Genomic DNA, 14783 nt, shown 5'->3' on the forward strand with positions numbered 1-14783 from the left:
TTTTAACGCGTAAAGGACGGCGCGTGGCCGGCATCGACATTCAAAATGTTGCCGGTCGATTTGGCTGAGGCATCGCTGACGAAGAAGTAGATCGCTTCGGCGATGTCTTCGGGCAGAACGTTCAGCTTCAGCAAGCTGCGCTGGCGATAATGGTCTTCCAGTTCATCGGTACTCAGATCGTAAGCGCTGGCGCGTTCTTCCTTCCACTTGCCGGTCCAGATTTTTGAACCGCGCAATACCGCGTCCGGGTTGACCACATTGGCACGAATACCGAGTGGCGCACCTTCCAATGCGACACTGCGCGCGAGCTGAATTTCGGCGGCTTTGGCGGTGCAATAAGCCGCGGCATTGGCGGAAGCAACCAAGCCATTTTTGCTGGCGACGAAAACGATATTGCCGCCCATTTTTTGCTGCTTGAGCACCTTGAAGGTTTCGCGTGTGACCAGAAAATAACCGGTCGATAGAATTGCCTGGTTGCGGTTCCACAGCTCCAGGCTGGTTTCATCCAGCGGGGCCGAGGACGCAATGCCGGCGTTCGAGACCAGTATATCGGCACCGCCGAAGGCGACACAGGCGTGGGCCAGCGCCGCTTCAACCTGGCTTTCATCGGTCACGTCCATGCGGCAAATCGAGACGTTATCTTTGCCAAATTGCTGAGCCAGTTGCGCCTGAGCGTTTTGCAGACTTTCGGCGTCGATATCGAGCAACACGGTGCAGGCGCCTTCGTTCATTAATCGAGCCGCCGTGGCCTGACCGATACCACCCGCGCCGCCGGTAACAATGGCGATGCGGCCGGCCAATGCCTTCGGCTTGGGCATGCGCTGCAGCTTGGCTTCTTCGAGCAGCCAGTATTCGATGTCGAAAGCTTCCTGCTCGGGCAGGCCCATGTATTCGCTGACGCCGGCAGCGCCACGCATGACGTTGATGGCGTTGATGTAGAACTCGCCGGCGATGCGCGCCGTGGCTTTGTCTTTGGCGAAGGTCAGCATACCGACGCCCGGTACCAGATAGACCACCGGGTTGGAGTCGCGCATGGCCGGGCTGTTGTCGCGCTTGCAGCGCTCGTAATAGGCGGCGTAGTCGCGGTTGTAGTCGGCCAGTTGATCGTCGAGACCGGCGATAACGGCATCGAGGTTGTCTTTGCTCGGGTCGAAGTTGACCACCAAAGGTTTGATCTTGGTGCGCAGGAAATGATCCGGGCAGGAAGTGCCCAGTTCGGCCAGCGCTTTCAGGTCGTTGGAGTTGACGAATTCCAGCACCTCGGGGGCGTCGTTAAAGTGGCCAATCTGACGTTGCTTGGCGCTGGTTTTGCCGCGGATCACCGGCATCAATTTGGCGGCGATATCACGGCGTTTGGTTTCATCCAGGCTGTCGAAACGCGCACCGGAAAACGCCGCCTTGCCGGCCAGTTTTTCATCCAGCCAGGCTTGTGCTTTGTTGATCATTTCCAACGAGGTTTCATAGCATTCTTTAGCGCTGTCACCCCAGGTGAACAGGCCATGCGCTTCGAGTAATACGCCTTTCAGGTGCGGATTTTCGAGGGCAATTTTTTCCAGTTCCAGACCCAGCTGAAAACCGGGGCGGCGCCACGGCAGCCAGCCGATGTCCTGGCCGTAAATCACTTCGGTCAGTTCGCGACTGTTCTTGGCGGCAGCGATGGCGATGACCGCATCGGGATGCAGGTGGTCGACGTGCGCATAAGGCAAATAGGCATGCAGCGGGGTGTCGATGCTGGCGGCGCGGCTGTTCAGGTTAAAGGTGCAGTGTGGCAGGTAGCCGACCATTTCGTCTTCAAACTCTTCACCTTTATAGAACTGCTTCAGTGTTTCCAGCTTATCGAGATAAAGCGTTGAGAAACCATCCAGGCCCATGCTGCCAATATCGCCCCCCGATCCTTTGACCCAGAGCACACGGACATCTTCGCCAGTCAGCGGGTCGGGCTGAACGATCTTGGCGGAAGTGTTGCCACCGCCGTAGTTGGTAACGCGCATGTCAGCGCCGAGCAGATTTGAGCGATATTGCAAACATTCGGCTGCTGACAGGGTTTTGGCCTTGGCATCATCCCAGTTATTGGGAATCTGATTGGCAGGCTGCGTGGGCATCGAGGCACCTCTGTTGTTATTGGGACAGCCTTGTTTCTGCGCGGGTATAGCCGCTTGTGACGCGGCTTTCAGGCCCGTACAGGCTGTCATCTTTGGTTAAAATAGCTCAGACTGCGCATACAGCTGATCGAATTTGACAGAAAGTATTAATCCGAGCCCTGAAACTGTCAATACCAATCAAAAAACTTCAAAAAGAGCTTGCGCGTGAGCGATTGTGAAATATAGTGACGAGTGAGGACAGCCGATGCACGAAGTTGAACGCCACCGGATCATTCTGGCGGAAGTTGAAGAAAAACCCATCGCCACCCTGGGTTATCTGGTGGAATTGCTGGGCGCTTCGGAAGCCACCGTCAGGCGGGACATCAATGAACTGCACCGGCAAGGAAAGCTGAAAAAGGTCCGTGGTGGGGCGGAGGCATTGCATCCGCCAGCCAACACGTCCCTGGTCGGTCGGCCTTACTCGGTTAATCAGATGATTAACGCTAAGGCCAAGCGTGCCATAGCGCGCGCAGCGGTAGACCTGCTCGAAGACGGGACGTCGGTCACCATCAGTGGCGGCACGACGACCAACTTTATGGCGGAGTTTATGCGCACGCGCAAATTGCAGGTGCTGACCAATTCGTTCGTGATGGCCGAGCAGTTGGTGAAACGCAGCAAGTGTGTCGTGACCTTGCCCGGTGGCAGTGTCTACCGCGAGCAAAACATCATTCTGAGCCCGTTTCCGAATGATGTGTCGAGTCGCTTCTACGCTTCGATGCTGTTTATCGGTGCTCAGGGCGTCGGTCCTCAGGGGGTGATGGAAGCAGACCCCCAGATTGTGCAAGCGGTGATGAAATTGATGGACCAGGCCGACCAACGTGTGTTGTTGATCGACTCCAGCAAATTTGAGAATCGCAGCAATCTGATTGTCTGCCCACTGTCACGCGTCGATATCGTTATCACCGATGACGGCATCGACCCCAAAAGTCGCAAGATGATTGAAGACGCTGGTTGCCAGCTGACAATTGTCAATAAAAATGCCGATACGGCCGACCCCGACTGACCGCTGAGTTCCAGCACAAAGCGGCGGGGTAAAACAACAATAATTGGAGAACAAGATGTGTAAGAAACTTTTCGCAGCCGCTGCTGCGGTCTTGTCTATTGCCCTGATGTCACCCGCTCACGCTGAAGACGATGTGCGCATTGCCCTGGTGGTAAAAGCCCTCGGTATTGGTTTCTTCGAAGCTGCCAATGAAGGCGCTCAGGAAGCCGCCGCAGAACTCGGTAATGTAGAAATCATCTACACCGGCCCGACCACCACCACCGCCGAAGGCCAGATCGAAGTGATCAGTTCACTGATCGCCCAGCGCGTTGATGCCATTGCTGTTTCTGCCAACGATCAGGACGCTCTGGTGCCGATTCTCAAACGCGCCCAGCAGCGCGGCATTAAAGTCATTTCCTGGGATTCTGGTGTTGCCCCGGAAGGTCGCTCCATTCACCTGAATCCGTCCAGCAACGAACTGATCGGTCGCATGAATGTGAAACTGGCCGCCGATGCTCTGGAAGCCAAGGGCGTCAGTTCTGGCGAGATGGCGATCCTGAGTGCAACGCCGACCTCGACCAACCAGAACATCTGGATCGAGGAAATGCAAAATGCGCTGCCGGAATTTTCCCAGCTGGAATTGGTCGATACCGTCTACGGTGACGACCTGGCCGATAAAAGCTATCGCGAAGCGGTCGCTTTGATGCGCAACCATCCGAACCTGGATGTCATCGTGGCTCCAACCACCGTGGGTATTCTGGCTGCCGCTCAGGCAGTGAGCGATGAAGACCGCATCGGTGAGGTTTATGTCACCGGTCTCGGTTTGCCGTCTGAATTGGCGGGCCACGTTGAAAGCGGTGCCATCCATAATTTCGCCATCTGGAACCCGATCGATCTGGGCTACGCCGCCACCATGATTGCCTACAACCTGGTTCAGGGCGACGTCAACGAAAACTACGTTGAGATGGGACGTATGGGCCTTGCCGAACTGGACGAAGATGGCAATGCCGCTATGTCCGATCCGTTCGTCTATGACGCTTCCAATGTGGCGGATTTCGCAGACATTTTCTAAGCGGAAAATCTGCAAATTTTCCGTGAGAAAGAAGCAACGGGTGTCCAAATGGGCACCCGAATACAGTCGGTTCAACAATAAAGATAACGACCATGACAACGAATTCAGCAGTATTGTCGCTGCGCGATGTCAGCAAGGTATTTCCTGGCGTCAAAGCGCTCGATAACGTCAAGCTCGATCTGTATCCGGGCGAAGTGACCGCCCTGGTTGGTGAAAACGGCGCCGGCAAATCCACTCTGGTAAAAACCCTGACCGGCATCTATCAGCCGGACGGCGGCGAGCTGTACTGGAAGGGTGAGCATGTCGAAATCAGCGATCCGGAAGTCGCGCTGCAACTGGGTATTACCGCCATCCACCAGGAAACCGTGTTGTTCGATGAACTCTCGGTGGCGGAAAATATTTTCGCCGGCAACTACATAACGCGTGGGCCGCTGCGTCGTCTCGACTGGCCGGCCATGTATCAGCGCAGCCGTGAGATTCTCGCCGACATTGATGCGCCGTTGGACCCAAAAGCTCAGTTAAAAGGTTTGAGCATTGGTCAGAAGCATATGGTTGCTATTGCCCGCGCTTTATCGGTCGATGCGCAGGTGGTGATTCTCGATGAACCGACGGCGGCGCTGTCGCACCATGAAATTGAAGAGTTGTACGGCATCGTCGAGCGGCTGAAAAAATCCGGCAAGGCGATTCTGTTTATCAGTCATAAGTTCGATGAAATTTTTACCATCGCCGATCGCTATGTCGTTTACCGCGATGGCAATTTTGTCGGCGAAGGTTTGATCAGCAACGTCAACGAAACCGAGCTGGTGGAAATGATGGTGGCGCGCAGCGTCAGTGAAACCTTTCCCAAGCAGACGGTCGAAATTGGTGAGCCGGTAATGACGGTCAGCCACCTCAATCACCCAACCGAATTCGCCGATATTAATTTCGAAGTGCGTGCTGGCGAGATTCTGGGTTTCTATGGCCTGGTCGGTTCCGGCCGGACTGAAATCATGCAGGCGCTTTATGGTTTGTCGAAAGCCGCCACCGGCGAAGTGCTTATCGAGGGCAAGACCACTCAGATTCGTTCACCGGCCGACGCCATCGCCAGTGGCCTGGTCTATGTGCCGGAAGAACGCCAACAACAGGGCGCCATTCTCGATCTGCCGATTTTTCAGAACATCTCTCTGCCACAATTAAGCAAGCTGAACCCCAAGGGCGTATTGAACGAGGCGCGCGAATACGAACTGGCGCGCGCTTATGGCGAACGCTTAAAAGTCAAAACTTCCAGCTGGGATCAGAAGGTCTCCAACCTCTCGGGCGGCAATCAACAGAAAGTTGTGATCGGCAAATGGTTGGCGACGCAACCCAAGGTGATCATTCTCGATGAACCGACCAAGGGCATCGATATTGGGTCAAAGGCAGCGGTGCATCGCTTTATGTCTGAACTCGTCGAAGACGGCCTAGCGGTGATCATGGTCAGTTCTGAACTGCCGGAAGTGCTGGGCATGGCCGATCGCATCATGGTGATGCACGAAGGCTTGATGGTGCGTGAATTCAGTCGCGAAGACGCCACGGCCGAAGCTGTGGTCGCTGCTGCAACCGGAGGGCTGGCCGCATGATGTCCGCTATTTTGAAAAACCGTGAGCGCTTTTTGGCGTTGGTCATAGTGGTGCTGATTCTCGCCGTCGGCGTGATCACACCGGATTTTCTGTCGCTGACCAGTTTGGTTGGCACCTTCAACGACACCTCGATTTTGATGATTCTGGCTATGGGTCAGATGCTGGTTATTTTAACGCGCTGCATCGATCTGTCGGTCGCCGCCAACGTTGCTTTGACTGGCATGGCCGTGGGCATGATCAACGCCGCTTTTCCCGGTGTACCCATTCCGTTGCTGATGTTGTTTGCCTTGGCGATGGGCGCGGTGCTCGGTGCCATCAACGGCTTCTTTGTCTGGATTGTCGGCGTGCCGGCTATCGTAGTGACGCTTGGCACCATGAGCATCTATCGCGGCAGTGTGTTTTTACTGTCCGACGGCGCCTGGGTAAATGCTCACCAGATGAGTGAATCCTTTATCGACTTGCCGCGCCAGATCGTGCTCGGTCTGCCGATGATGAGTTGGATCGCCATCGCCATCGTCGCGCTGCTGTTTTTTGCGACGCGCCACTGGCGCAGCGGTCGCGATTTCTTCACCGCCGGTGGTGACCCAACCGCGGCTTTTTACACCGGCGTCAACGTCGGCAAGGTGCAGTTCAAGGCCTTTGTGGTGTCCGGCACGCTGTCCGGTTTGTGTGGCTATTTATGGGTGTCGCGTTTTGCCGTTGCCTATGTCGATGTTGCCAATGGCTTTGAGTTGCAGGTGGTGGCTGCCTGTGTGATCGGTGGCATCAGCATTATGGGTGGCATCGGCACGGTGATTGGCTGTGCGTTGGGTGCACTCTTTTTGGGTGTGATCAACAATGCGCTGCCGGTGATTGGTGTGTCGCCGTTCTGGCAGATGGCCATTTCCGGCGCGGTGATCATCGTCGCCGTGATCGCCAACTCCAGCGCTGAACGTCGTCAGGGCCGCATCATTTTGCGCAGCGCTGTGACCGCCCGCGGTGCGCAAAAAGTAGAGGCCGCCTGATCATGGAAAATACGATGACTCAATCCGTTGTTCCTAATCGTTTGTCGGGTAACTGGCGCCATTATTTATTGCGTTGGGAAACCTTTTTGTTGCTGGTCGCAGCGCTGGTCTTTCTGTTTAACAGTTTTGCTTCGCCTTACTTTTTAGACCCTTGGAATTTGTCTGACGCGACCTTCAATTTCACCGAGAAAGCCATCATCGCTTTACCCATGGCGATGCTGATTATCTGCCGCGAGATCGATCTTTCAGTGGCATCCATTATCGCGTTGGCATCGGTCGCTATGGGTCTTGGTGTTGAGGCTGGTTTGGGGACCGGTTCCTTGGTTGCTATCGCCATTGCCGTTGGCGTTGCCTGCGGTTTATTTAATGGTTTGGTGGTGACCGGTTTCGGCATTCCGTCGATTGTGGTCACCATCGGTACCATGAGTTTGTATCGCGGTATTACTTACGTAATTCTCGGCGATGGTGCCTATACCGATTACCCGTCCGAGTTCGCCTATTTCGGTCAGGGTTATGTCTACTGGGTGTTCTCCTTCGAGTTTGTGCTGTTCCTGGGGTTGGCGCTGGTGTTCTATTTTCTGCTGCACCACACCAACTTTGGCCGGCGCACTTATGCCATCGGTAATAACCCGACAGCGGCGCTCTATTCCGGCATTAAGGTGAACAAACATAAGCTGATTCTGTTTGTGCTGGTCGGTGCGTTATCTGGCCTGGCTTCGGTGTTGCTGACGTCTCGCTTGGGCAGTACCCGGCCGTCCATCGCTTTCGGCTGGGAACTGAACATCGTCACCATGGTGGTGCTCGGTGGCGTCAGTATTCTCGGTGGCGCTGGCAGTATGCTCGGTGTGGTGATTGCGGTCTTTCTGATGGGCCTGGTGACCTTCGGTTTGGGGTTGTTGAACGTGCCCGGCATCGTCATGAGCATCATCATCGGTGCCATGCTGATCAGTGTGATCAGTATTCCGGTATTGCTCGGACGCTGGCGTGCCAGGCGGGAGCGACAATCATGATGTATGCGTCGGTGATGCAGTTGTATCCGGGTTATGAAGAGGAATACCGCAAGCGCCACAATAACCTCTGGCCGGAGTTGGAAGCGCATTTGAAAGACTGCGGTATACGCAACTACCGCATCTTCCTGCACCCGGAAACCTTGCAGTTATTTGCCAGTTTTGAAACCGATGCTGCGCTGGATGATGACGCCCTGAAAAACCATCCGGTGATGCAGCGTTGGTGGCACTATATGGCCGATATTATGGTCACCCAAAGTGACTCGCCGGAACCCAAGGCTACGCCCCTGGCCGAGGTGTTTTACCTGCCATGAGTCAGTTGGAAATGCGTGAGCCTGTGCTGGCAGTGCTGGATATTGGCAAGACCAATGTCAAAGTCTGCGCGGTTCGTGCGGGTCATCATGGCGGCGATGTGCTGGTGGAAAAACGCCGGCCTAATTCTGTGGTCATGGACGGGCCTTATCCGCATGTCGATACCGACGGCATCTGGCAATGGTTCAAACAGGCGTTGGCCGAGCTGGCGCGCGATTATTATGTGCTGTCCATCGGCATGACCACCCACGGTGCCACCGCAGCCTGTTTGGCCGGCGATGAACTGGCGTTACCGATTGCCGATTATGAGAGCGATCTGTACGAGGCTGTTAATGATCAATACAACGCCATACGGCCGCCGTTCAGCGAAACCGGCAGTCCGGGACTGGCGTCCGGCTTGAATCTGGGTCGGCAATTGTATTGGTTGGCGCAAACGCAAACAGCAGCGTTCGCCAGCGTCACCGACATTCTGCTCTATCCACAATACTGGGGTTGGCGATTGACCGGTGTGAAGGCAGGAGAGGTGACCTCTTTGGGCTGCCATACCGATTTGTGGAATCCGTCGGCGGGCGATTATTCATCGCTGGTTACGACGCTCGGCTGGCATTCGTTGTTGCCTGAGGTGCTTGCTACTGGAGCGCCGCTTGGCACGATCAAACCCGCGCTCGCCGCTGAGTTGGGGCTGCCGGAAGACTGCCAGGTGCTTAACGGTATTCACGACAGCAATGCTTCTCTGGTGCCTCATTTACTGACTCGTTCAGAGCCGTTTTCGGTGGTTTCCAGCGGCACCTGGACGGTGATCTGCGGCATCGGTGCGCCGCTGCAAAACCTCGATGAACAGCAGGATATGCTGTTGAATGTCAGCGCCTATGGCGCGACGGTGCCGACCATCCGTTTTATGGGCGGTCGTGAATGGGAAACGCTGCGCGGAGATGGTCAGGCGCATCTCGATGAACTGCCGGCCTTGATGGCAGCCGGCGTGTTTGCGCTGCCATCGTTCAGTGATCAGGGCGGGCCTTTTCGTCAGTTACGTGGTCGTTTAATCGGCCCGGTCGAACGCCTCGGCGGCGCTGGCAAAACCACTCTGGCTTCAGTGTATTGTGCGCTGATGACCGACCATTGCCTGCAATTGTTAAACAGCGGCGGCACTGTGGTTGTTGAAGGCGCCTTCGCTGCTAACGATGTCTATATGGCGGTGCTCGCCAGTCTCTGCGCGCAGCGCGACCAGGCGGTTTACGGCAGCACCGATAGTACCGGTACCACCCAGGGCACGGCCATGCTCGGCCAGGATGTGAATCACTGGCCGTTCAAGGCACCGGCGCCTACCGAACCGCCATCGGAGCTGAACGAGGCCATTCTGGCTTATGCCGCCGACTGGCGACGCTGGGTCAGCGAGCGTCAGACAGCGGCATGACGATGGCGTCATTCGGGCGGCAAAAATTGTCCGCCTGAATCACCAATCCAGGTTAAAGCTTGCCGCTTTTGAGTGGTTTTTTTGGGCTTTTCGCTGGCCCGTTTTGTGCTGTTGGACTGTCGTCCGCAATGTACGAGATGGCAGCGATGAATCTGCTCAACAGCGCCCTGCTCAATACCAATCCAGTTGCTTTGCTGCCGGCTTCGGCAGGCACTAAGGCGACACTGCCAACAACCTCCTTTGCCGAGATCGCCGCGGTTGAACAGGTTCGGGCTGTTGAAAATCAACAGTCAGGGCAGGTGATGGAAGGTCTGCCGGACCTCAGCCCGATCGAAGAATTTAAGCGCTACATGGAAATGTCGCCAGCCGAGAAAATGCTCTACAGCGTTCTGGCTGAAAAAGGCATGACGATCGAGGAGTACAACGAACTTCCCGCCGAAGAAAAAGCCAAAATTGATGAACTGGTTGAAGAGCGTCTGCGCGAATACCGTGACGCGCGCGAACTGGACAGAACGCAAACCAAGGGCGTCGCGCAATACCAACTGATGCAAATGAATACGCCAGATAAAGACGGCGACCACCGCCTGGCCGACATCTTTATCTGAGCTGTTTGCTAGCCATTAAAAACGAAAGCGCGCCACCATATCGTTCAGCCCGGTCGCCAACTGAGCCAGCGCCACGCTGGATGCCTGGGTCTCTTCTGCACCCACCGCAGACTGAGCGGCCAGATCTTTGATATTGATCAGGTTGCGGTCCACTTCCTTGGCAACGCTGGCCTGCTGCTCCGAAGCGCTGGCCGACGACAGGGTGCGTTGTGAAATATCACCCACCAGTTGCGCGATGCGTTCCAGGGATTCGCCAGCGGCGCTGCCCGCAGTCAGGGTTTTCCTGGCATTGTCCTGGCTGACCGCCAGCGACGACATCACCGTCTTACTGCCATCGTTGACCGCCGTGATAATACTTTCTATCTCGGTGGTGGACTGACTGGTGCGTTGCGCCAGGGCACGGACTTCATCGGCCACCACGGCAAAACCGCGACCCTGATCACCGGCGCGGGCCGCTTCGATGGCCGCGTTCAGCGCCAGCAGATTGGTTTGCTCGGCGATGCCCTGAATAACCTCCAGCATGCCGGCCACATCGCTGACCCGGTTGGCCAGTTGTTCGGTATTGCTGGCGTTTTGCTCAATGCTGCTGGCCAGGCTCTGAATCGCTGCCAGCGTTGTGCGCACCTGTTCCAGTCCGTCCTGACTGTGAGCTTCGGCGTCTTTGGCGGCTTGTGAATTGTTGGTCGCATTGGCCGCAACCTCATCAATGGCGGCACTCATTTCGGTCACTGCCGAGGCGGCCGATTCCAGTTCTTCGCTCTGGCGCTGCAGGCCTTGGGTGGTGTCGTTGGTGACCTGAGATAGCTCTTCCGAGGAGGCGGCCAATTGCTCTGCCGATTCGCTGATTTCACTCAGGGTTGCGCGCAGCCCGTGCTGCATATCATTCAGCGCGTTGAGTAATTCGGTCGCTTCGTCCCGGCCCTGCACCTGGATATCGGTGCTCAGGTCCCGGTCGGCAATGCTGCGCGCTACCTGGACTGCTGAGCGTAGCGGCGTGGTGATGGAGCGGGTCAGCAGCCAGGCAATAATGATCGCCAAGCCAGTGGCCAGCGCCATGATCTCGATAATACTCAGTTGCGTGCTGCGGTAGGTGGCGTGAGCGTGCTCGGCCGCCTCGTGGATGCGCATTTCCTGATGTTCCATCAGTTGGGTGAAGTGATCGGAAATTTTTTGCGCCTCCACAGCCAGCTGGTTGCGCGAAAACAGCGTTGCTGCTGCCTGATCGTCGTTGGCGATCAGACTATTGAGCTCTGTCCTTAGCTGTTGATAGCGCTTAACTTCAGCTACCGAGGCGTCAAAACTGGCCTGTGCAGCGGGCGTCGAGATATGTTCCTGATAGTGCTGCTGGGCTTCCGTCAAGCGGGCCAGGGCTTCGTTGTAGGCCGTGTTAAAACGCTGTTGATCGGTCGCATTTTGCGCCGACAGCAGGTTGGCCGTGTTGACCCGCATGATCAGAAATTGACTGTTCAATTGGTTGGCCGCATGGAGGGCGGGAATACGTTGCTCGTCAATAACCGTCAGGTCGTGGTCGATGTCCATCAGTCGAATCAGACTGACCACACCCAGAGCAATCATCAGCGCTACTATCAGGCCGAGCACGATTGCCAGCCGGGTTCCGATAGCAACAGCGCGCAGAATCTTATTCATGAAAGGGTCTCCGCAGAGAAGGTAAGTGTGAGATAAGTCACAATTTGTCACGGCAAGGCTAGAACGACTTTTGCTGCCCGCCAGGACGAAATTGTAGGAAATTGTCAGGGCAAAAATGTCAAATTTATGACGCAGTGATTGCCCTGATCGGCAGGTTGGAGGTTCGCTCGACAGGCGGTCGAGGTTAGAATATCAGGCCCCATTTACCGGTCCTGACGGGCCGGTCCGTTTGACAGGAATCTAGCATGGCAAAATCCCTCGCCGACCAGTTGCTCAATGCCGGCCTGGTCGATAAGCAAAAGGCCAAAAAGGCCGAGCAGCAAAAACGCAAAGCATCGCGCCAGCAGAAAAAGGGCCAGGCGGAACCGGATGAAACCCAGCAACGGTTGGCGCGTGAGCGGGCAGAAAAAGCCGAGCGTGATCGTGAATTGAACCGGCAACGGCAACAAGCCGAGCAGGCCAAGGCGCTGCGCGCTCAGGCCTGGCAGATGCTGCGCCAAAGTGAAGTGTCGACCAGCGGCGAAGTGCGTTTCAGCTTTACCGACCCCAGGGTGAACAAGATCAAGCAGTTGTATGTCGATGAAACGGCCCAGGCTCAGTTAGCCAAAGGCCGATTGGCTATCTGTGCAGACGATGAACGTTACTATCTGGTACCGCGCAATGTGGCCCACAAAGTCGCCGAACGCTTTGCCGATGCGGTGATCTTTATTGCCGATGGCAGTGACGGCGAGCCGGATGAAGACGATCCCTACAAAGACTTCCCAATCCCTGACGACCTGATGTGGTGACTCAGGGCTCAGCAGACATCACCTGGCGGTGATAGACCTCAGACAGCTCTGCCCTCAGTTGTCTGGGGGCAAGCTCCAGGTTGAGTTGCAGATAAACCGGATCCTGCACCAGGCTTGGCAAGCGAGCATCCACCGCCGCAATAAAGGCAGAACCCAGTTCGGATTGCGAACAGCTGATCGCCAGGTTTAAAAAGGGAGCGGTGCCGCTGATGGTCACGAAGTGAAGTTGATCGGCGCGATCTGCCAATAACTGAGCAATGACCACAGGGTATTCGATCAGGAAGTCTGCGCGTCCGCCGGCGAGCATGCGCATGGCATTGGTGGAACCGGTGACCGTCATATTCAGGTTGGTGGCGGCATCCAACTGCTGGTCGATAAAACCACCGTAGGAGCGGTGGTTAACGCGCATGCCGCGCAGTTCCGGATGGTTCAGCAACTCGCTCAGCTCAATCTGCTGCGGGCGCCCCAGTGTTTCCCAACCGTTCGCGGTCATAGCAACCTGTGGCGTGGGAATCACCATATAAGGCCGTGAGAAGTTCAGATAACGCTCGCGTTCAGCGGTGCGCAGCAGGATGCCGGTGCAGACGTTATCGCCTGATTGCATCTCTCGTTCAATACGTGGAATCAGCATCGAAACCGGCTGCAGGCTAAAGTCGTCAGGCAGCCCATCTAACAAATAATTCTGCACAGCGCCCACCAGCCCCTCCAATTGAGGGTTTTCCTGTTGAGCGCTCAGTCCGAATACACCAGGCAATTCAGTCGCTGCCCAGATAATGGTCTTACTCCCGTCTGCGTGGCTCGGCGGCGACAGCAAAAACAGGCCCATAAAACCAGCGAGAAACAACGCCTTCATCCGCTTTCCCAATCAGCAAGCTGGGTGCGACAGTTTAACAGCCGGGCGATCTAAGGCGAGGAAAGCAAGCTTGTCCTGTAGGTAAAATCAGCCTGTTGGCGTTCCGGCGCTTTGCGAGTAGGCCTTTAACCGGCGCAGCGGGCGGTGCTGTCGCGTACGATTAGCTGAGTAGGCAGTGTTTGCTGCAACGGCACCTGCTTTTTAGCCAGGATATCCAACAGCAGACGCATGGCGCTGCGGCCGATGTCGTCGCGCGGCTGGCTGATGGTGGTCAGTTCCGGTTCGCAATATTCGCTGAAGCCGATGTTGTCGAAGCCGATTACCGACAGTTCGGCCGGTACCTTCACTTGTAAATCACGCGCTGCCTTGAGCAGACCGATGGCCATTTCATCGCTGTGGCAGAAGACTGCTGTTGGTCGCGTCGCCGCAGGGCGCTCCAGCAGGGCGCGACCTTGTTGATAGCCCGCCAGGAAACTGAAATCGCCTTCAGCAATCCAATCGGCAGGTGCGCTGAGACCGGCGCGTCCCAGCTCGGCCTGATAACCCAGAATACGATCACGGCAGATGGGATTGTTGCCCGGTCCGGTAATGGTGGCGATGCGTTCGTGGCCGAGTGACAGCAAATACTCTACGGCTTTTTCAGCCGCCAGACGGTTATCGATGCACACTGTTGGCAGCGCCAGGCCGTCAAAGTATTCACAGGCCATAACCAGCGGAAAATTATTGCTCGCCTGGCGATCTTGCACCAGTGAGCGCGGTACTTCGGTGGTCATCAAAATAATGCCGTCGGCCTGGTTGGTCGGCAGCAGATCGAAATAGCCCCGGGCGCGACTGGCGTCGTTCTCGCAATCCCCCAACAAAACCTGATAACCCGCCCGATGCGCGACTTCTTCCAGCCCGGCAATGATTTCCGAAAAGAACGGATTGGCGATGTCGGGTAGCAATACCACGATGGTTTTGGATTCACTGCGCCGCAGATTACGCGCCGCCACATTGGGTGAATAACCGACCTGAGCAATGGCCGCAGCAACACGTTGACGGGTGGCTTCGGTCACTTTTTCCGGAGCCGCCAGCGCTCTTGAAACGGTGGCGGTGGAACAGCCGGCGGCGAGGGCAACGTCTTTGATGGTTGGCATGGTTGGGTCTGCAAATTGGATCGCGCGAATGATACCACGATGACATGAATCGAAAGATCCGGCCGCTTTATACCAACAGCGAGCCCGACGATGACGTTTTGCAACTTAATGTAAACCGTTACATTTTACAAATTCGATGAGCAGAAAGCAGCGGTCAAGCCGGGTTCTGCTTGCCACGAATAGCAGTGAATGACGCTATATCATTGATATGACGCGGTATTTTT

At 56.0% G+C, this 14783-nt stretch carries 13 protein-coding genes; 9 read left to right on the forward strand and 4 right to left on the reverse strand.

Translation table 11 applies throughout. The annotated features are described in order from the left end of the window. Window positions 1-2: 2 nt before the first annotated feature. Window positions 3-2102, reverse strand: coding sequence for a bifunctional rhamnulose-1-phosphate aldolase/short-chain dehydrogenase (locus ABMA60_RS05320; RefSeq protein ID WP_392799767.1), 2100 nt, complete (start codon window positions 2100-2102; stop codon window positions 3-5). A 244-nt stretch (window positions 2103-2346) separates the two neighbouring features. On the opposite strand from ABMA60_RS05320, the gene ABMA60_RS05325 reads away from it, so the two are divergent. From ABMA60_RS05325 to ABMA60_RS05360, 8 genes are all read left to right on the forward strand, one after another. Further along, entirely contained in the window at window positions 2347-3144 is a 798-nt protein-coding gene (locus ABMA60_RS05325; RefSeq protein WP_392799769.1) for a DeoR/GlpR family DNA-binding transcription regulator, read from the forward strand. Window positions 3145-3199: 55 nt separating this feature from the next. Beyond that, entirely contained in the window at window positions 3200-4195 is a 996-nt protein-coding gene (gene rhaS / locus ABMA60_RS05330) for a rhamnose ABC transporter substrate-binding protein (RefSeq protein ID WP_392799771.1), read from the forward strand. A 92-nt stretch (window positions 4196-4287) separates the two neighbouring features. Beyond that, the gene (locus ABMA60_RS05335) at window positions 4288-5793 is read left to right on the forward strand and encodes a sugar ABC transporter ATP-binding protein (protein WP_392799774.1); all 1506 of its coding nucleotides are present in this window, start codon (window positions 4288-4290) and stop codon (window positions 5791-5793) included. Next, complete coding sequence (locus ABMA60_RS05340) at window positions 5790-6797, forward strand: ABC transporter permease (RefSeq protein ID WP_392799777.1); 1008 nt, start codon at window positions 5790-5792, stop codon at window positions 6795-6797. Before ABMA60_RS05335 ends, ABMA60_RS05340 begins: the two co-directional genes overlap by 4 nt. Window positions 6798-6811: 14 nt before the next feature. Further along, window positions 6812-7807, forward strand: coding sequence for an ABC transporter permease (locus ABMA60_RS05345; protein ID WP_392799780.1), 996 nt, complete (start codon window positions 6812-6814; stop codon window positions 7805-7807). After that, complete coding sequence (locus ABMA60_RS05350) at window positions 7804-8118, forward strand: L-rhamnose mutarotase (protein ID WP_392799782.1); 315 nt, start codon at window positions 7804-7806, stop codon at window positions 8116-8118. The genes ABMA60_RS05345 and ABMA60_RS05350 overlap by 4 nt, the downstream gene beginning before the upstream one ends. After that, the gene (locus ABMA60_RS05355; RefSeq protein ID WP_392799785.1) at window positions 8115-9530 is read left to right on the forward strand and encodes an FGGY-family carbohydrate kinase; all 1416 of its coding nucleotides are present in this window, start codon (window positions 8115-8117) and stop codon (window positions 9528-9530) included. Before ABMA60_RS05350 ends, ABMA60_RS05355 begins: the two co-directional genes overlap by 4 nt. 128 nt (window positions 9531-9658) lie before the next feature. Continuing rightward, window positions 9659-10135: a hypothetical protein gene (locus tag ABMA60_RS05360; protein ID WP_392799788.1), complete on the forward strand. Its 477-nt coding sequence runs from the start codon at window positions 9659-9661 to the stop codon at window positions 10133-10135. A gap of 15 nt (window positions 10136-10150) precedes the next feature. Here ABMA60_RS05360 and ABMA60_RS05365 read toward each other — a convergent pair whose 3' ends face one another. Continuing rightward, a complete protein-coding gene (locus tag ABMA60_RS05365) occupies window positions 10151-11782 on the reverse strand; it encodes a methyl-accepting chemotaxis protein (protein ID WP_392799790.1) in 1632 nt (543 codons plus the stop codon). 245 nt (window positions 11783-12027) lie between these two features. Here ABMA60_RS05365 and ABMA60_RS05370 point away from each other — a divergent pair, with 245 nt between their 5' ends. After that, a complete protein-coding gene (locus ABMA60_RS05370; protein WP_392799792.1) occupies window positions 12028-12570 on the forward strand; it encodes a DUF2058 domain-containing protein in 543 nt (180 codons plus the stop codon). A 1-nt stretch (window position 12571) separates the two neighbouring features. Here the strand turns inward: ABMA60_RS05370 and ABMA60_RS05375 are convergent, their stop codons facing one another. Next, window positions 12572-13423 carry a hypothetical protein gene (locus ABMA60_RS05375; RefSeq protein WP_392799794.1) on the reverse strand — a complete coding sequence of 284 codons (852 nt, stop codon included), beginning with the start codon at window positions 13421-13423 and terminating at the stop codon, window positions 12572-12574. A gap of 125 nt (window positions 13424-13548) precedes the next feature. Next, complete coding sequence (locus tag ABMA60_RS05380) at window positions 13549-14559, reverse strand: LacI family DNA-binding transcriptional regulator (RefSeq protein ID WP_392799797.1); 1011 nt, start codon at window positions 14557-14559, stop codon at window positions 13549-13551. Window positions 14560-14783 lie beyond the last annotated feature (224 nt).

The organism is Saccharospirillum sp. HFRX-2 (genome assembly GCF_043196805.1).
In the GTDB taxonomy this organism is placed as follows: domain Bacteria; phylum Pseudomonadota; class Gammaproteobacteria; order Pseudomonadales; family Natronospirillaceae; genus Saccharospirillum.

Excerpts from the sequence above, each read along its gene's own strand:
- ABMA60_RS05320 (WP_392799767.1), bottom strand. The coding sequence starts at position 2,102 with ATGCCCACGCAGCCTGCCAATCAGATTCCCAATAACTGGGATGATGCC.
- ABMA60_RS05325 (WP_392799769.1), top strand. The coding sequence starts at position 2,347 with ATGCACGAAGTTGAACGCCACCGGATCATTCTGGCGGAAGTTGAAGAA.
- rhaS (WP_392799771.1), top strand. The coding sequence starts at position 3,200 with ATGTGTAAGAAACTTTTCGCAGCCGCTGCTGCGGTCTTGTCTATTGCC.
- ABMA60_RS05335 (WP_392799774.1), top strand. The coding sequence starts at position 4,288 with ATGACAACGAATTCAGCAGTATTGTCGCTGCGCGATGTCAGCAAGGTA.
- ABMA60_RS05340 (WP_392799777.1), top strand. The coding sequence starts at position 5,790 with ATGATGTCCGCTATTTTGAAAAACCGTGAGCGCTTTTTGGCGTTGGTC.
- ABMA60_RS05345 (WP_392799780.1), top strand. The coding sequence starts at position 6,812 with ATGACTCAATCCGTTGTTCCTAATCGTTTGTCGGGTAACTGGCGCCAT.
- ABMA60_RS05350 (WP_392799782.1), top strand. The coding sequence starts at position 7,804 with ATGATGTATGCGTCGGTGATGCAGTTGTATCCGGGTTATGAAGAGGAA.
- ABMA60_RS05355 (WP_392799785.1), top strand. The coding sequence starts at position 8,115 with ATGAGTCAGTTGGAAATGCGTGAGCCTGTGCTGGCAGTGCTGGATATT.
- ABMA60_RS05360 (WP_392799788.1), top strand. The coding sequence starts at position 9,659 with ATGTACGAGATGGCAGCGATGAATCTGCTCAACAGCGCCCTGCTCAAT.
- ABMA60_RS05365 (WP_392799790.1), bottom strand. The coding sequence starts at position 11,782 with ATGAATAAGATTCTGCGCGCTGTTGCTATCGGAACCCGGCTGGCAATC.
- ABMA60_RS05370 (WP_392799792.1), top strand. The coding sequence starts at position 12,028 with ATGGCAAAATCCCTCGCCGACCAGTTGCTCAATGCCGGCCTGGTCGAT.
- ABMA60_RS05375 (WP_392799794.1), bottom strand. The coding sequence starts at position 13,423 with ATGAAGGCGTTGTTTCTCGCTGGTTTTATGGGCCTGTTTTTGCTGTCG.
- ABMA60_RS05380 (WP_392799797.1), bottom strand. The coding sequence starts at position 14,559 with ATGCCAACCATCAAAGACGTTGCCCTCGCCGCCGGCTGTTCCACCGCC.